Annotated in this window: 14 protein-coding genes, 3 tRNA genes and 2 pseudogenes; all 19 read right to left on the bottom strand. The window is 57.8% G+C overall.

Annotation, left to right across the window (positions count from 1 at the left end; translation table 11 throughout):
* Positions 1 to 470 (bottom strand): annotated as a pseudogene (locus CKW19_RS28855) (S-type Pyocin); the annotation flags it as partial.
* A gap of 240 nt (positions 471 to 710) precedes the next feature.
* Entirely contained in the window at positions 711 to 1,070 is a 360-nt protein-coding gene (locus CKW19_RS29085) for a hypothetical protein (protein ID WP_256580340.1), read from the bottom strand.
* Positions 1,063 to 1,527: pseudogene (locus tag CKW19_RS14080) on the bottom strand (DUF927 domain-containing protein); the annotation flags it as partial. The pseudogene CKW19_RS14080 and the gene CKW19_RS29085, both read right to left, overlap by 8 nt.
* A gap of 75 nt (positions 1,528 to 1,602) precedes the next feature.
* Positions 1,603 to 2,817 carry a tyrosine-type recombinase/integrase gene (locus CKW19_RS14075; RefSeq protein WP_095058453.1) on the bottom strand — a complete coding sequence of 405 codons (1,215 nt, stop codon included), beginning with the start codon at positions 2,815 to 2,817 and terminating at the stop codon, positions 1,603 to 1,605.
* 168 nt (positions 2,818 to 2,985) lie between these two features.
* Positions 2,986 to 3,061: transfer RNA gene (locus CKW19_RS14070), tRNA-Thr, on the bottom strand.
* 215 nt (positions 3,062 to 3,276) lie between these two features.
* A complete protein-coding gene (gene pnp / locus CKW19_RS14065; RefSeq protein WP_008088348.1) occupies positions 3,277 to 5,382 on the bottom strand; it encodes a polyribonucleotide nucleotidyltransferase in 2,106 nt (701 codons plus the stop codon).
* 205 nt (positions 5,383 to 5,587) lie between these two features.
* Positions 5,588 to 5,857, bottom strand: coding sequence for a 30S ribosomal protein S15 (gene rpsO, locus CKW19_RS14060; RefSeq protein WP_003177875.1), 270 nt, complete (start codon positions 5,855 to 5,857; stop codon positions 5,588 to 5,590).
* A 142-nt stretch (positions 5,858 to 5,999) separates the two neighbouring features.
* A complete protein-coding gene (truB, locus tag CKW19_RS14055) occupies positions 6,000 to 6,917 on the bottom strand; it encodes a tRNA pseudouridine(55) synthase TruB (protein WP_095058377.1) in 918 nt (305 codons plus the stop codon).
* Positions 6,918 to 6,920: 3 nt separating this feature from the next.
* A complete protein-coding gene (rbfA, locus tag CKW19_RS14050) occupies positions 6,921 to 7,322 on the bottom strand; it encodes a 30S ribosome-binding factor RbfA (RefSeq protein WP_053154395.1) in 402 nt (133 codons plus the stop codon).
* A gap of 159 nt (positions 7,323 to 7,481) precedes the next feature.
* Entirely contained in the window at positions 7,482 to 10,007 is a 2,526-nt protein-coding gene (gene infB / locus CKW19_RS14045) for a translation initiation factor IF-2 (protein ID WP_095058376.1), read from the bottom strand.
* A gap of 27 nt (positions 10,008 to 10,034) precedes the next feature.
* Positions 10,035 to 11,516, bottom strand: a complete 1,482-nt coding sequence (nusA, locus tag CKW19_RS14040; RefSeq protein ID WP_093226792.1) for a transcription termination factor NusA — start codon at positions 11,514 to 11,516, stop codon at positions 10,035 to 10,037.
* Between the two features lie 59 nt (positions 11,517 to 11,575).
* Complete coding sequence (gene rimP, locus CKW19_RS14035; RefSeq protein ID WP_038843818.1) at positions 11,576 to 12,034, bottom strand: ribosome maturation factor RimP; 459 nt, start codon at positions 12,032 to 12,034, stop codon at positions 11,576 to 11,578.
* A 138-nt stretch (positions 12,035 to 12,172) separates the two neighbouring features.
* Positions 12,173 to 12,249, bottom strand: a tRNA-Met gene (locus CKW19_RS14030).
* A gap of 97 nt (positions 12,250 to 12,346) precedes the next feature.
* Positions 12,347 to 12,432: transfer RNA gene (locus tag CKW19_RS14025), tRNA-Leu, on the bottom strand.
* 22 nt (positions 12,433 to 12,454) lie between these two features.
* Positions 12,455 to 12,838, bottom strand: coding sequence for a preprotein translocase subunit SecG (gene secG, locus CKW19_RS14020; protein ID WP_017336473.1), 384 nt, complete (start codon positions 12,836 to 12,838; stop codon positions 12,455 to 12,457).
* Positions 12,839 to 12,842: 4 nt separating this feature from the next.
* Positions 12,843 to 13,598 (bottom strand): triose-phosphate isomerase, encoded by a 756-nt coding sequence (tpiA, locus tag CKW19_RS14015; RefSeq protein ID WP_095058375.1) that lies wholly within the window; start codon positions 13,596 to 13,598, stop codon positions 12,843 to 12,845.
* A 66-nt stretch (positions 13,599 to 13,664) separates the two neighbouring features.
* Complete coding sequence (gene glmM / locus CKW19_RS14010; RefSeq protein ID WP_095058374.1) at positions 13,665 to 15,002, bottom strand: phosphoglucosamine mutase; 1,338 nt, start codon at positions 15,000 to 15,002, stop codon at positions 13,665 to 13,667.
* 16 nt (positions 15,003 to 15,018) lie between these two features.
* A complete protein-coding gene (gene folP, locus CKW19_RS14005) occupies positions 15,019 to 15,870 on the bottom strand; it encodes a dihydropteroate synthase (RefSeq protein WP_095058373.1) in 852 nt (283 codons plus the stop codon).
* 8 nt (positions 15,871 to 15,878) lie between these two features.
* Positions 15,879 to 17,789, bottom strand: coding sequence for an ATP-dependent zinc metalloprotease FtsH (gene ftsH, locus CKW19_RS14000; RefSeq protein WP_095058372.1), 1,911 nt, complete (start codon positions 17,787 to 17,789; stop codon positions 15,879 to 15,881).
* Positions 17,790 to 17,832 lie beyond the last annotated feature (43 nt).

Below are 17,832 nucleotides of genomic sequence, written 5' to 3'. Positions count from 1 at the left end.
ATCGCGCCGATGGCCATTGCAATCGCCGTAGAAGCGTCAGGCAGCAGCATCGAAGCTGCCACCATGACCGTCCCAAAATTGGAGGCAGGCTCCGGGGTCGCGCCTGCCTCGGTGCGACACCAGTTTTCAGTGGTGCAGGACTTCGCAAAAACTTGGTCGGTGCGTGCTTTCGGACGCGGCCAATCTTCCTTGGCTGCCAGGTAAATGGGTTCTGGCTCTGGCTCCGGTCTGGCGTAATAGCCGCCGCTACCCCCGCCACCTCTGGGGGGATCGTCGACCAACAGAAAATCCCCACGACGGACGGCCTCAATGATTTCGTCTTTGCTGGCGAAACGAGATCCAATCCGTACATTACTCAGCCCGTCAATGGTGAGGCCGCCCCGATCCAAACCGTCACGCACCATTTTGGCGGCGGTGTCTGGATCGACGGTGCGTTGCAGGCCTCCATCTGATTTATTTATCAAACGCATTGCAGTCCCTTTGATTTTGTCCCGTCGGCGACTTTGCGGGCGAAGGACAGACGCCATCAATGAAAGGACTATTGCGGCGCGTTACTGGCGGACGCCACGAAAACCACACCATAGCCACCGTGCAGAAAATCGCGCTCCTTTTTTGGATTGAAGCCATACGAATTCAGCGCGGCCATTGCACTTCACCCCGGCTCATTGCGGCTCATTGCATTTAAACGCGCCCCCAGTCGACCGAATCGACTAGGAGCCGCTCAACACGTCATAGCCGCGGCGCAAGACGGTCCGGGCTTCGCAATGGATGGTGTTGTGCAACCGATGGGCAATGCAATCAGGACACTTCATCAGATGCCCCAGGTACGCGTCACGGGCGGCGCACCAGGTCGCGGAAAATCTCGGCGCGCTGGGCGGTGCTGGCTGCTCTAGGCGTGGGCCTCGCTCAATTGGCGGCGGTGAGGTCCAGCCATTGGAGCGGATCAGTTCAACTGCCAGGTACGGCGCGGCAATTGAGCACTGTTCGGCGTCTTCGTTGGTGAGTTTGCCGGTTGCCGCCAGTTGCTCTGGCGAGCATTCCAGCAGCCACGCTACGCGGGCCAGTGACATCCCAGCTTGAGGCGAATACCGCGGGATCGCCCCATACCGTGGCGCTGATGAGTTACGCCAGGGACTTGCCCTTGGAGCTATCACCGACCAGGTGCACGCCGCCACCGTTGACACCGACCAGGCTCAACAGCGGGCCAGCCAGGGCGCAACCGATGGCCAGGGTTAACACCGGATTGCCCAAACACTTGGTGGCAATCCGTGCCTGCCACTGCACCAAGTCGCCCTTGGCCGTGAACAGTGCCGGAGCCTGGCCGCTGGATTGAAAGCGCACAGTGTCGCTGCCAATGGTGCGCCCTGGCAGCACAAACGCGCCGGACTCATGCCAACCTGGCCGGGTGGTGGTGGCCAGTGTTAACGGCGGCTCTTGCTCCATCAGATACTCCATGAACGCGCCGCGCTTTTTAAGCGCGATCAGTACGCCCATGGCAAACAGGCTGCGCCTGGCGTCTTCACCGCTGCGCGCTGTTCGCCCCGTCGGGCTAGGCTGGCCGTGATTGATTCTATCCTGTTGGCTGCCTTTCCTGGCGGCTTGTCAGGCGCGCCGCCCAAAGTTTCCTGGCACGACGTTGCTGCCGCTTTCCAGGGTGTCCAGGTAGTCCGCGTACCACTGGAGCATTTTTTGACGCCCTTCCAGGTACTGCGCATGGTTGTAGGTGCCGCGCACTGTGTTTTTGTCGGTGTGTGCGAGCTGAGTTTCAATCCAGGCGCTTAAGTAGCCTTGGTCGTGCAGGATGGTTGACATGGAGTGTCGGAAGCCATGGCCGGTGGCCTTTCCGTCATACCCGCACGCTTTCAAAAGCTGATTGATTGCGGCCTCGCTCATTGGCTTGGCCGGATCGTTTCGGCCAGGGAAAGCCAACGTATATCCGCCTGAAATAGTCTGCAATTCACGCAAGGTTTCGAGCGCCTGGCGAGACAACGGCACGAGGTGCGTGCGACGTTTTTTCATGCGCTCGGCGGGTATCGTCCAAGTCGCGGCTTCAAGGTCGAATTCGGCCCACGGTGCGGCGCGAAGCTCGGACGTGCGGACCCCTGTCAACATAAGCAGGCGCGCGGCGAGTCTTACCAACTTGCTCCCGGCATAAGCGTTGATTGCTTTCAGAAGCGGGGGCAACTCGTTGGCGCGTAGGAACGGGTAGTGCTCGGCGGTGGGGGCTTGTAGCGCGCCGCCAATGTCGCCTACGGCGTTATATGTGGCCCGCCCCGTGGCGATGGCGTACCGATAAACCTCGGCGCATCGCTGGCGAACTTTTCGCAGTTTCTCCAGCGCGCCACGGGCCTCAATCTTGCGAAACACTGCCAGCCATTCAAGCGGCTTTATTTCGTCGATTGGCCTGGCGCCGATGTGAGGGAACACGTCGTTTTCAAATGCGGTCATTGTGTCCGCCGCGTATCCCTCGGACCAATTGGCCGACTTGTGCTGGTGCCATTCCTTGGCTAGCGCTTTGAAGGTGTTTGCACGGGATGCGGTGACTCCCAGGCGTGCGAGCTTGCGTTCTTGTCCGGGGTGTTTGCCTTGCTTGACCAGTTGGCGAGCATCGGCTGCCATTTGGCGCGCCTGAGCAAGTGTCACATGGGCCAGGGTGCCTAGTGATATGTGGGCCTGTTTGCCGTCCAGCCGAAAGCGGAACCGCCAAGACTTTCCACCGGCTGGGCGTATCCATAGAAAAAGGCCGTCACCATCAGGCAGGCCGTAATCAGTTGCGCGTGGCGTTGCCGCCTTCACTTGCAAGATGGTCAGGGGCAACCAGTGAGTACCTATAAACATTATTGAACAGGCAACGTGCTCACTAGAGCACTCATTTAGCAAGCGCACGCTATGCACCGCTATGAACCCCCAGAAACAACAAACCCCGCACTAGGCGGGGTTTTGCGTGGTGCTTGGAGCCGCTGGAGCCTTCCAAAAACACTTGATTGGTGCCCGAGACAGGAATCGAACCTGCGACCTTCGCGTTACGAGTGCGCTGCTCTACCGGCTGAGCTACACGGGCGGTGGGCTAAACCTAGCACTGACCATAGAGTCAGGCAACTTCGCTCGCTGTAAAAACAAAAAGATCGCAGCCTTCGGCAGCTCCTGCATGAGACCGCGCGTAGGCGCTGCCGAAGGCTGCGATCTTTTGATCTTCCCGCACACATAAAAAAATGCCCCGCAGCTTTCACTGCGGGGCATTTTTTACAACGTTGAAGCGGTCAGGCTGGGGGTCGATTAAACGCCCGAAGCCTTGGCTGCTGCTACGTCTTTGATGGACAGCTTGATACGGCCGCGGTTGTCCACGTCCAGTACCAGTACTTCCACTTCCTGGCCTTCTTTCAGGATGTCGGTCACTTTCTCAACGCGAGCGTCGCTCAGCATGGAGATGTGAACCAGACCGTCCTTGCCCGGCAGAATGTTGACGAATGCGCCGAAGTCGACGATGCGCTCAACCTTACCGACGTAGATCTTGCCGATCTCGGCCTCGGCGGTGATACCCAGAACGCGCTGACGAGCAGCTTCTGCCGCTTCCTTGGTTTCGCCGAAGATCTTGATCGAACCGTCGTCTTCGATGTCGATCGAAGCCTTGGTTTCTTCACAGATCGCACGAATGGTCGCGCCGCCTTTACCGATGACATCACGGATTTTGTCGGTGTCGATCTTCATCGCGATCATGGTCGGAGCGTTGGCCGACAGTTCGGTACGCGACTGGCCAATGATCTGGTTCATCTGGCCGAGGATGTTCAGGCGCGCTTCCAGGGCTTGGCCCAGAGCGATCTCCATGATCTCTTCGGTGATGCCCTTGATCTTGATGTCCATCTGCAGTGCGGTGACGCCTTTGGCGGTACCGGCTACCTTGAAGTCCATGTCACCCAGGTGGTCTTCGTCACCCAGGATGTCGGTCAGGACGGCGAATTTCTCGCCTTCTTTAACCAGACCCATGGCGATACCGGCAACCGGCGCCTTCATCGGTACACCAGCGTCCATCAGGGCCAGGGAAGCGCCGCAAACGGAAGCCATCGAGCTCGAACCGTTGGATTCGGTGATTTCCGATACCACGCGGATGGTGTACGGGAACACGTCAGCGGCAGGCAGCATGGCCGAAACCGAACGACGGGCCAGACGACCGTGACCGATTTCGCGACGACCAGCACCACCCATGCGACCACACTCGCCTACCGAGAACGGAGGGAAGTTGTAGTGCAGCATGAACGGGTCTTTTTTCTCGCCTTCCAGGGTGTCCAGCAGTTGTGCGTCACGGGCGGTGCCCAGTGTTGCAACGACCAGAGCCTGGGTTTCGCCACGGGTGAACAGGGCCGAACCGTGGGTCTTTGGCAGAACGCCGACTTCGATGTTCAGCGGACGTACGGTCTTGGTGTCGCGACCATCGATACGTGGCTTGCCGTTTACGATGTTTTCGCGAACGGTGCGGTATTCGATTTCGCCGAATGCCGCTTTGACTTCGCTGGAAGAAGGCTGGCCTTCTTCACCGGACAGCTTGGCAACCACCTGATCCTTCAACTCACCCAGGCGAGCATAACGGTCGGCCTTGATGGTGATGGTGTAAGCCTGGGAGATAGCGTCGCCGAACTCGGCGCGGATAGCGCCCAGCAGTTCGGTGGCTTCTGGAGCCGGAGCCCAGTTCCAGGTTGGCTTGGCAGCTTCAGCAGCCAGTTCTTTAACGGCGTTGATCACAACCTGGAACTCGTCGTGAGCAAACAGTACCGCACCCAGCATCTGGTCTTCGGTCAGCTCTTTGGCTTCCGATTCAACCATCAACACAGCGTCCGAAGTACCGGCAACGACCATGTCCAGGCTCGAAGCAGCTTGCTGCTCGTAAGTCGGGTTCAGCAGGTAGCCGGTGCTTTCGTGGAACGCAACGCGGGCAGCGCCGATCGGGCCATCGAAAGGAATGCCGGAGATAGCCAGGGCTGCCGAGGTACCGATCATCGCAGCGATGTCCGGATCGGTCTTCTTGCTGGTCGAAACGACGGTGCAGACTACCTGCACTTCGTTCATGAAACCTTCCGGGAACAGCGGACGGATCGGACGGTCGATCAGTCGGGAAGTCAGGGTTTCTTTCTCGGAAGGACGGCCTTCGCGCTTGAAGAAACCGCCAGGGATCTTACCGGCAGCGTAAGTCTTTTCCTGGTAGTGAACAGACAGAGGGAAGAAGCCCTTGCCTGGATCGGCTTGTTTTGCACCGACTACAGTCACCAATACGCTGACGTCGTCGTCAACGGTGACCAATACTGCGCCGGAGGCCTGACGGGCGATACGGCCAGTCTCGAGGGTAACGGTCGACTGACCGAACTGGAATTTTTTGATTACCGGGTTCACGGTGTCCTACCTTCTTTGTGGCTCTTGGGGAACTGGTTTCTTGCGAAATTCTTGGGCAACGCCGGGAATCGGCCCGACTGGATTGTCCAGGTGTTACTCGGGTAAAGCAGGTATCCAGATAAAACTTGAGGCTGGGAGCCTGCCATGCGCCAGCGGGAAACCCACTGGTGCACGACAGACAACCAACCTCTAGCGCAATCGCTTATTAGCGACGCAGACCCAGGCGACCGATCAGAGTCTGATAGCGACCCAGATCCTTGCCTTTCAGGTAGTCCAGCAGCTTACGACGCTGGTTAACCATGCGGATCAGACCACGACGGGAGTGGTGATCTTTACCGTTGGCCTTGAAGTGACCTTGCAGCTTGTTGATGTTGTGGGTCAGCAGTGCAACTTGCACTTCTGGCGAACCAGTGTCACCAACAGCTTGCTGGTAGTCAGCTACGATTTGAGCTTTTTCTTGAACGTCGAGAGCCATGAGGCAATCCTTTTATCAGGAAACTGTTTCAGAAAAACAGTTTCAACAGGCCAGGGACAAATCCCTGTATCTAAAAATGAGTAGTGACCGTGCCTGTTAACAGCCACCCTCGCCAGCCCGCTGTTACACAGGCTGGTTCCGGTCATTCTGACCGAATCAGTCGACGCGGCGCGATGCGCCCGTCTTCGCTCACTTCACCGATACCGATGAAGCGACCATTGTGATCCTGTACCCGTACCATGCCGAACTTCGGAGCATCCGGGGCACGTACCGGCTGGCCGTTGAGCCAGTAGAACGCGCTCGCTTCCGAGAACTGCAGCAGTGGCCAATCCAGCAGGCCGCTGTCCGATGGCATCAGGAAGCGATCGACCGCTTCATTGCCGCCTTCGGCATGTACCGCTTCCAGCTCTTCGAGAGTCACCGTCTGCGCCAGGGTGAATGGCCCGGCCTGGGTACGTCGCAGTTCTGCAACGTAAGCGCCACAACCGAGTTGCTCACCGATATCCTCCACCAGGGTGCGGATATAGGTGCCTTTAGTGCAATCCACCGCCAGCCGCGCAGTATCACCTTCGAAGGCCAGCAATTCCAAGCGCGTAATAGTAACAGAACGCGGTTCGCGCTCCACTACTTCGCCTGCACGAGCCAGCTTGTACAGCGGCTGGCCATCACGCTTGAGTGCCGAGTACATCGGCGGTATCTGACTGATTTGCCCACGAAATTTCGGCAATACAGCCTCGACATCGGTGCGACCAACGGTCACCGGGCGCTCCTGCAAAACTTCGCCCTCGGCATCCGCCGTGGTCGTGGTCTTGCCCAGTTGCGCCAGGGTTTCGTAACCCTTGTCGGAATCAAGCAGGTACTGCGAGAACTTGGTGGCCTCACCGAAGCACAACGGCAGCACGCCGGTGGCCAAGGGATCGAGACTGCCGGTGTGGCCTGCTTTCTCGGCATTGAGCAGCCAGCGAACCTTCTGCAAAGCCGCGTTGGAGGTAAACCCCAGCGGCTTGTCGAGCAGGATGATGCCGCTGACGTTACGACGGATACGTTTGACCTGAGCCACCGATTACTCCTTGGTGTCTTCGGGTTCTGCGGCAACCAGGTTCTGGTTGTCTTCAGCCACTGCGCGCTCGATCAACGCCGACAGATGCGCACCACGCACGACGCTTTCGTCGTAGTGGAAGTGCAACTGTGGAACGCTGCGCAGCTTCATCTCACGGGCCAACTGCATGCGCAGGAAACCGGCGGCGGAGTTGAGCACCTTGATGCTTTGTGCAATTTCTTCAGCGCTGTCCTGGCCCATCACAGTGATGAAAATCTTGGCGTGACCAACGTCACGGCTGACTTCCACAGCGGTAATGGTGACCAGGCCGACGCGCGGGTCTTTGACTTCACGACGGATCAGTTGTGCCAGCTCGCGCTGCATCTGATCGCCGATACGTTGGGTACGGCTATATTCTTTTGCCATGTCTTGTTACCTGTTACTGCCCCACGGTGAAACCCGTGTGGTCTGAAAGCGGCAAACGCCCGGCCTGACAGAAGCCAGACCGGGCGTTGCGTTTAGAGTCCGGGTGACGAACTGCGCATTTGCATGCGCATGCCCATCACGGCTCTTGAAGTGCGCGAGTTAGAGGCTGCGAGCAACCTGCACCTTCTCGAAGACTTCGATCTTGTCACCGACTTTAACGTCGTTGTAGCTCTTCACGCCGATACCGCATTCCATGCCGGCACGTACTTCGGAAGCGTCATCCTTGAAGCGGCGCAGGGATTCCAGCTCGCCTTCGAAGATAACGATGTCTTCACGCAGTACACGGATTGGACGGTTACGGTGCACAACACCTTCGATAACCATGCAACCGGCGATCGCACCAAACTTCGGCGAACGGAACACGTCACGCACTTCGGCGATACCCAGGATGTTCTCGCGAACATCGCTGCCGAGCATACCGGTCAGGGCTTTCTTGACGTCTTCGATGATGTCGTAGATCACGTTGTAGTAACGCATATCCAGACCTTCCTGCTCGACGATCTTGCGCGCGCCGGCATCGGCACGCACGTTGAAGCCGAACAGTACAGCGTTGGAGGCCAGTGCCAGGTTGGCGTCGGACTCGGTGATACCACCGACACCGCCACCCACTACACGCACTTGCACTTCGTCGTTACCCAGGCCGTTCAAGGCACCGTTCAACGCTTCCAACGAACCACGGACATCGGATTTGAGGACGATGTTGAGCGTCTTCTTCTCCTCCTGACCCATGTTTTCGAAGATGTTTTCCAGCTTGCCTGCGTGAGCACGGGCCAGCTTGACTTCGCGGAACTTGCCTTGACGGAACAGAGCCACTTCACGGGCTTTCTTCTCGTCGGCAACCACGCTCATCTCGTCGCCAGCGTCCGGGGTACCGTCCAGGCCGAGGATCTCGACAGGGATGGCCGGACCGGCTTCCTTGATTGGCTTGCCGTTCTCGTCGAGCATGGCACGTACACGACCATAGTTCGAACCGACCAGGACCATGTCGCCTTGGCGCAGGGTACCGTCTTGAACCAGCACGGTAGCCACCGGGCCACGGCCCTTGTCCAGACGGGACTCAACCACGACACCACGGCCAGGAGCCGATGGCGTTGCGGTCAGTTCCAGGACTTCGGCTTGCAGCAATACAGCTTCGAGCAGCTCGTCGACGCCAGTACCCATCTTCGCCGAAACCGGTACGAACGGCGTGTCACCACCCCACTCTTCCGACGTCACGCCGTGAACCGACAGTTCGCTACGGATGCGATCGAGGTCAGCACCAGGCTTGTCGATCTTGTTCACTGCAACAACCAGTGGAACACCGGCCGCTACTGCGTGCTGGACAGCTTCAATGGTCTGCGGCATCACGCCGTCGTCCGCTGCAACCACCAGGATCACGATGTCGGTCGCCTTGGCACCACGGGCACGCATTGCGGTAAACGCGGCGTGACCCGGGGTGTCGAGGAACGTCACCATGCCACGGTCGGTTTCAACGTGGTAAGCGCCGATGTGCTGGGTGATACCACCGGCTTCGCCAGCAGCAACCTTGGCACGACGGATGTAGTCGAGCAGGGAAGTCTTACCGTGGTCAACGTGGCCCATTACGGTCACGACTGGCGCACGGGAAACGGCCTCGCCTTCAAACTTCAGGGACTCGGCCAGGGAATCTTCCAGGGCGGTGTCGCTGACCAGGGTCACTTTGTGGCCCAGCTCTTCCGCAACCAGTTGGGCAGTTTCCTGATCCAGTACCTGGTTGATGGTCGCTGGAGTACCCAGTTTGAACATGAACTTGATGATTTCAGCAGCCTTGACCGACATCTGCTGAGCGAGATCGCCAACAGTGATGGTCTCGCCGATCTTCACTTCGCGCACAACAGGGCCGGTTGGGCTCTGGAAACCGTGGGCGTTGCGTTTCTTCAGCTTGGCCTTGCCGCGACCACCACGACGGAAGCTATCGCTTTCTTCGTCGGTAGTACGTGGGGCAACGCGTGGAGCCGGAGCCTTTTCCTTGACCGAAGCACGATGCGGAGCGTTTTTGCGCTCGCCATCGCCGCTACCGCGACGACTGTTATCGTCGGCACGTGGCTTGTCCGGGCGACGCTGTTCGTCACGCTTGCGGGCATCGGCCGCAGGTGCCGGAGCGGCTGCCGCAACCGGCGCGCTGTCACGCACTGGCTCGGCCACCGCAGCAGGCGCTGCAACAGGTTCGGCTTTAGCGTTTGACGCACCAGCAGGCTGGCGACGCGCTTCTTCTTCGGCGCGACGCTTGGCTTCTTCTTCAGCCTTCTGACGTGCAGCATTTTCTACTGCGCGACGTTCGTCCATTTCACGCTTGCGCTCGGCTTCGATTTCTTCCGGGCTGCGCTGCACGAAGACTTTCTTCTTGCGCACTTCAACGCTGATGCTTTTGCTGCCAGCAACACGCAGGGTGCTGGTGGTTTTACGCTGCAGCGTAATCTTGCGTGGTTCTTCCACTTTCGCCTTGTGGCTGCTTTTCAAGTGAGTCAGCAACGATTGCTTCTCACTGTCAGTCACATTTTCTTCGGCGGCGGTGTGCGGCAGACCTGCCTCACGCATCTGCTGCAACAGGCGCTCTACCGGTGTTTTGACCTCATCGGCCAGTTGTTTCACCGTGACTTGCGTCATGCACTTCTCTCCTCAGGCCGCGCCTAATTACTCGAACCAGTGGGCTCGGGCGGCCATGATCAACTTGCCGGCACGATCATCGTCAATGCCGTCGATGTCGAGCAGGTCGTCAATAGACTGCTCGGCCAGGTCTTCGCGGGTAATTACGCCGCGCACCGCCAGTTCCATCGCCAAATCCTTGTCCATACCCTCAAGCGAGAGCAGGTCTTCGGCCGGATGGGCGTCTGCCAGCTTTTCCTCAGTAGCGATGGCTTTGGTCAACAAACGATCCTTGGCACGAGCGCGAAGCTCGTTGACGATATCTTCGTCAAAGCCGTCGATGTTGAGCATTTCTTCCAACGGTACGTAGGCAATCTCTTCCAGGCTGGTGAAGCCTTCATCAACCAGAACCTGAGCCAGTTCTTCGTCGACTTCCAGCTCGTCGATGAAGTTGCGCAGGATGTCGCCGGTTTCTGCTTGCTGCTTAGCCTGGATGTCCGATTCGGTCATCACGTTCAGGGTCCAGCCAGTCAACTGGCTAGCCAGACGCACGTTCTGACCACCGCGACCGATGGCCTGAGCCAGATTGTCTGCGCCAACGGCGATGTCCATTGCATGGGCATCTTCGTCAACGATAATTGCCGCAACCTCCGCCGGGGACATGGCGTTGATCACGAACTGAGCCGGGTTGTCGTCCCACAGGACGATGTCCACACGCTCACCGCCCAACTCGCCCGACACTGCCTGGACGCGCGAACCGCGCATACCAATACAAGCGCCCTGCGGGTCGATGCGTTTGTCCTTGGAGCGGACGGCGATCTTGGCGCGCGAACCCGGATCACGGGAGGCAGCCATTACTTCGATCAGGCCTTCAGCAATTTCCGGCACTTCGATACGGAACAGCTCGATCAGCATTTCCGGCGCGGTACGCGACAGGATCAGCTGCGGGCCGCGGTTCTCGGTGCGGATTTCCTTGAGCAGCGCACGCAGACGCACGCCAACCCGGAAGGTTTCACGAGAAATGATGTCTTCACGGGCCAGCAACGCTTCGGCGTTGTTGCCCAGATCGACGATCACGTTGTCGCGGGTCACTTTCTTCACGGTGCCAGAGATGATCTCACCCAGGCGCTCGCGATAAGCGTCAACAACCTGGGCGCGCTCGGCTTCGCGAACCTTCTGCACGATGACTTGCTTGGCAGTCTGTGCAGCGATGCGACCGAATTCGATGGACTCGATTTTCTCTTCGACGACATCACCCACCTTGGCGCCAGGATGCGTTTCAGCAACCTTGCTCGGCCAGGTTTCGATAGCTGGATCGTCCAGGTCGTCTTCTTCGACGACTGTCCAGCGACGGAAAGTCTCATAAGCACCGGTGTGGCGATTGATTTCCACACGCAGATCGACTTCGTCCTCAAAACGCTTTTTGGTAGCGGTGGCCAGAGCCAGCTCCAGCGCTTCAAAAATCACGTTTGCCGGTACACCCTTTTCATTGGATACCGACTCAACAACCAGCAGTACTTCTTTGCTCATCGTACGCCTCGCCTTTCGCAAGCCATTGGATCCGCGGGATCCGCAGTATCTGGCACGCCTCAGTCAAAACTGGGAATAATGTTGGCCTTGTCGATCATATCGATCGGCAACAGGAACTCATGGTCTTCCACCTGCACCACGACATCCTGCTCTTCTACGCCGCGCAGAAGGCCCTGAAAGTTGCGTCGTCCTTCAAAAGGCGAGCGCAGCTTGATCTTCACTTGTTCACCGGCAAATTTTGCAAACTGCTCAATAGTGAACAGAGGGCGTTCCATGCCAGGCGAGGAAACTTCAAGGGTGTACTCAACGGAGATTGGATCTTCAACATCCAGTACACCGCTGATCTGACGGCTGACAATGGCGCAATCGTCCACCAGCACACCGCCCTCTTTATCGATATAAACGCGCAACATCGAGTGACGACCCTGAGCCGAAAACTCGATACCCCAGCATTCATAGCCTAGGGCCACGACCACCGGGGCCAGCAAGGCCTGCAACTCTTCTAGCTTGCTCGACACCTGAACCCCCTAGTGCATGTATGTGCATGCTATGCAAAATAAAAAAATGGGCGAAACGCCCATCCTTGAAACGCCGTCGAACAGCGGCGTTGAAAGTGTCCAGCTAACAAAAAGCCCCTTAAAAGGGGCTCCTTAAACTGGTTGCGGGGGCCGGATTTGAACCGACGACCTTCGGGTTATGAGCCCGACGAGCTACCAGACTGCTCCACCCCGCGACAAAGCTGGGGCGGAAGTATACGACCGATCCCCTACAGGGTCAATGTAACCTTCCACCTGCAAGAAAGCCCGCAACAGCGGGCTCTCCTGACTAATTGGTACCGAGAAGGGGACTCGAACCCCTACACCCTATGGGCACAACCACCTCAAGGTTGCGTGTCTACCAATTCCACCACCTCGGCAAAACTACGTTTGAAACCCTTCTTACTTCTGCTCTTGAGCTGGAGGTACGTCAGTCGCTGGAGTAGCCGACTTTTGCTCTTGAAGCACCGGGACATCATCAGAAGCCGGTTGTTGCTTTGGAACTTCCAACACTGCTGGATTTGGGAGACCTACTTGAGTCAGCTGGTGAGCTTTCTCTTTAGCAAAGTAACCTAACCCTAAGCTGGTTATGAAAAAACCTGCGGCAAGTATAGCAGTAAACTTACTAAGAAAGGTAGAGGAACCTTGGCTTCCGAACACAGTATTTGAAGCACCTGCTCCGAAAGACGCGCCAGCATCCGCACCTTTACCCTGCTGCAGCAAAACCAGAGCAACTACGCCCAATGCACCCAGCAGATGAAAAACGACTACGACTGTTTCCAGCATTTTTTCAGTTTCCCGCGGCGCGACAGATCGCACCGAACTCATCTGCATTCAGGGAAGCCCCACCAATGAGACCCCCATCGATATCCGGCATGCCGAACAGTTCGACCGCATTGGCCGCCTTCACGCTGCCGCCGTATAGAAGCCGCACACCTTGTGCGACTTCAGAATTCTCTGCCGCCAACTGAGCGCGGATGGCTGCGTGCACATCCTGCGCCTGTTGCGGCGAAGCAGTCAGCCCGGTGCCAATGGCCCAGACCGGCTCGTAAGCGATTACTGCCTTTGCAAACACACCGACACCCAGCTCCTCGATGATGCTGCCAAGCTGACGCGAGACAACCTCTAGAGTTTTTCCGGCTTCACGCTGCTCCAGGGTCTCCCCTATGCACAGCACCGGAATCAAGCCACTTGCCTGTGCCGCTGCGAACTTGCGAATCAGCATTCCGTCCTGCTCGCCCATAATCTGGCGGCGCTCGGAGTGCCCAACAAGCACCAGGGAACAACCTGCATCCACTAACTGACTCGGCGCAATCTCACCGGTCAACGCACCTTGCATGGCTTCCACCGCAGCATTCTGCGCGCCGACCGAAATCGACTTTCCTTCCAAACCATCAATCACTTGATTGATATGCAGGCAAGGCGGGAATACCGCTACATCAACATCGCTCGGCAAGGCCAATTGACGAAGGCCATTGATCAGCTCAGCGACGCTGGCGCGGGTACCGTGCATCTTCCAGTTACCAGCTACCATAGGGCGACGCATGCTGTACCTCGTCGGTCAAAGTGGGCGCAGATGTTACCCAACACAATCAAGACTGGCAAGCCGAATTCAGGCAGAAACTTCAGCAACCAGTTTCGCCAGCTCTTCGGCATAGCCACGAACCTGTGTTTCGTCTTCGCCTTCGACCATGACACGCACCAGCGGTTCGGTCCCGGACTTGCGCAACAGTACTCGCCCACGCCCCGCCATGGATTTCGTCACTCGCTCACTGGCCTCTTTGACCAATGAATGCTCAAGGGGGTTTGCACCGCCATCGAAACGCACATTGATCAGCACTTGGGGACACTTGCGCAGTGTCTGGCGGGATTGCGCCAGACCTTCTTCGCGAGTCTTCAACGCCATCAATACCTGCAACGCTGCAATGATCGCGTCACCGGTGGTTGTATGACTGAAGCACACGACATGCCCCGAGTTTTCGCCACCCAAAATCCAGTTACGCTCAAGCAGCTCGGCAATCACATACCGGTCACCGACATTCGCGCGCACGAATGGAACACCCAGATCCGCCAGGGCCAGCTCCAGCCCCAGATTACTCATCAGCGTTCCAACCACGCCACCTTGCAGCTTGTCGCGCTCATGAAGATCACGGGCAATGATAAACAGCAACTCATCGCCATCCACTACAGCACCTGTGTGATCAACCATCTGCACTCGATCGCCGTCACCATCGAACGCAATACCCAGATCAGCCTGCTCAGCCACGACAGCAGCCTGCAATTGACCCATATGGGTCGATCCGCAGTTTTCGTTGATATTCAGACCATTTGGTTGCGCGGACAGGACGACAACTTCGGCCCCCAGCTCACGAAAAACACTCGGCGCCACTTTGTAGGTTGCACCGTGCGCACAATCGATCACGATTTTAAGGCCGGTAAAACTGGTACCGGTTGGCACGCTGCTCTTGCAGAACTCAATGTATCGACCGGACGCGTCGTTGATTCGCGAAACCTTGCCGATCTTGCTCGACTCCACAACGGTCATTGGAGTGTCGAGTAGTTCTTCGATCATATGCTCGATTTCATCCGGCAGCTTTGTGCCCTTGCCGGAGAAAAATTTGATGCCATTGTCATCATGCGGGTTGTGCGACGCACTGATCACGATGCCGGCTTCGGCATGAAAAGTACGTGTGAGGTATGCAATCGCCGGCGTCGGCATCGGACCCAGCAGCAACACATCAGCGCCAGCCGACGTAAGACCGGCCTCAAGCGCGGATTCAAACATGTAACCGGAGATCCGCGTGTCCTTACCTACCAAGACCTTGCAGGCACCCATTTTCCGGAATGCCATGCCGGCAGCCCAGCCGAGCTTAAGCATGAAGTCAGGAGTAATCGGATACTCGCCGACACGGCCACGAATACCATCGGTGCCAAAGTATTTTTTGCTCATAAGGACTCCATCATTCTTATTCGGCTGATTCCACTGCGGCAATCATCCGCACCACATCCACTGTTTCGGCGACATCATGGACGCGCAATATACACGCCCCCTTTGTTGTAGCCAGCGCCGCGAGCGCCAGACTACCAAACAGTCGCTCTCCTACCGGACGACCCAACGCCTGCCCAATCATGCTCTTTCGCGAAACCCCGACCAACAGGGGCCGCCCCAAGGCATGCAAGGCCTCCATATGCTTGAACAAGCTTAGATTGTGCTGCAACGTCTTGGCGAAGCCAAAGCCAGGATCGAGGATGATCCGCTCTGGAGGAATACCCACCAAAGAGCACTGCACCATGCGCTCGGCGAGAAACGCACCCACGTCTTTCGTAACGTCCTGATAATGCGGATTGTCCTGCATATCGCCAGGCTCACCGAGCATATGCATCAGGCAAACCGGCAGTCCGGTGGCTGCCGCGGCATCCAGCGCGCCATCACGACGCAACGAACGCACATCATTGATCAAACCGGCACCCAAGCGTGCCGTTTCGCGCATGACCGAAGGCGTGGACGTGTCGACCGAGATGATCACATCCAATTCGCGACTGATGCGCTCAACGATAGGCGCTACGCGCTCAAGCTCCTCAAGTAGCGATACCGTCTTCGCACCTGGACGCGTGGACTCGCCCCCGACGTCGATCAGCGTTGCCCCAGCTAAAACCATGGCTTCAGCGTGACGCAGCGCCGCGTCGAGCTGGCTGTACCGCCCACCGTCGGAGAAGGAATCGGGAGTGACATTGAGAATGCCCATGACATGCGTCTGGGCCAAATCAAGAACCCGGTTGCCGCAAGGCAACCGGGTCGAGGACTGAACAGAAGTCATTTCAAACCTTAAACGTCAGCAGCCGGACCGCCAATAGGTGTTTCCGGACGCTCGTCTTGCACGACCGGAGGGGTTCCGGAAGTGCCAGTGCCACCCGACCAGTCGCGAGGTTCGCGAGGTGGTCGACCTGCCATGATGTCGTTGATCTGCTCAGCATCGATCGTTTCATACTTCATCAGGGCATCGGCCATGGCATCAAGCTTGTCACGGTTGTCCGTGAGGATCTGCTTGGCAGTGCCGTAACACTGATCGATGATGCTGCGCACTTCGGAGTCGATCAACTTGGCGGTCTCACCGGAGAAGCTCGCGCCCTGACCACCACCGCCACGACCGAGGAACACCTCGCCCTCTTCTTCGGCGTACATCAGCGGACCGAGTTTTTCCGATAGACCCCACTTGGTCACCATGTTCCGCGCAATCTGGCTGGCGCGCATGATGTCGTTGGAAGCACCGGTGGTAACACCATCGACGCCCAAGGTCATTTCTTCAGCGATACGCCCCCCGTACAACGAGCAGATCTGGCTGATCAGTGCACGCTTGGACAGGCTGTAACGATCTTCTTCCGGCAGGAACATGGTCACACCCAGCGCGCGACCGCGCGGAATGATCGACACCTTGTAAACCGGATCATGCTCTGGCACGACGCGACCGACAATGGCATGGCCTGCCTCGTGATAAGCGGTGTTCTGCTTTTCTTTCTCGGACATGACCATGGACTTGCGCTCAGCGCCCATCATGATCTTGTCTTTGGCCAGTTCGAACTCTTTCATCTCGACGATGCGCTTGCCGGCACGGGCAGCGAACAACGACGCCTCGTTCACCAGATTGGCCAGATCGGCACCGGAGAAACCAGGCGTACCACGAGCGATCACTGCCGGAGCGACGTCGTCACCCATTGGCACTTTGCGCATGTGGACTTTGAGAATCTGCTCACGACCACGGATATCCGGCAAACCGACCACGACCTGACGGTCGAAACGGCCCGGACGCAGCAATGCAGGGTCGAGTACGTCAGGACGGTTGGTCGCTGCGATCACGATGATGCCGTCATTCATTTCGAAGCCGTCCATCTCTACCAGCAACTGGTTGAGTGTCTGCTCCCGTTCGTCGTGACCGCCGCCCATACCGGCACCACGGTGGCGACCAACAGCGTCGATTTCATCGATGAAGATGATGCATGGCGCGTGTTTCTTGGCCTGTTCGAACATGTCGCGAACGCGGCTGGCACCAACACCGACGAACATTTCGACGAAGTCGGAACCGGAAATGGTGAAGAACGGCACTTTGGCTTCGCCGGCGATGGCCTTGGCAAGCAAGGTTTTACCGGTACCCGGAGGACCGACCATCAGTACGCCACGAGGAATCCGGCCGCCCAGACGCTGGAACTTGCCCGGATCACGCAGGAACTCGACCAGTTCACCTACTTCTTCCTTGGCTTCGTCGCAACCGGCAACGTCAGCCAGGGTAGTTTTCACCTGATCTTCGGAGAGCAGGCGTGCCTTGCTTTTGCCGAAACTCATCGGCCCGCCCTTGCCACCAGCGCCACCCTGCATCTGGCGCATGAAGAACATGAACACGGCGATGATCACCAGGATCGGGAAGCTTGCGACCAGGAGCTGGGTCCAGATGCTTTGCTGTTCAGGCTGCTTGCCTTCGACCACGACATGGTTATCCACCAGGTCGCCGATCAGGCCATTGTCCTGGATCGCCGGACGAATGGTCTTGAAGCTGTCGCCATCGCTGCGCTTGCCGGTAATCACGTAGCCGTCAACCGCTACGCGCTCGACCTTGCCATCCTTGACCTGCTGGATGAAGTCGGAATAGTTGAGGGTCTGCGGCTCATTAGGGCTGGAGAAGTTGTTCATCACTGTCACCAGGACAGCCGCGATGATCAACCACAGGATCAGATTCTTTGCCATATCGTTCAATTAACTACCCTCTGAAGCAAGCGCCGCTGATGGC

Source organism: Pseudomonas sp. Irchel s3f7, from assembly GCF_900187615.1.
Lineage (GTDB): Bacteria > Pseudomonadota > Gammaproteobacteria > Pseudomonadales > Pseudomonadaceae > Aquipseudomonas.
This window is presented reverse-complemented; position numbering and strand designations above follow the sequence as displayed.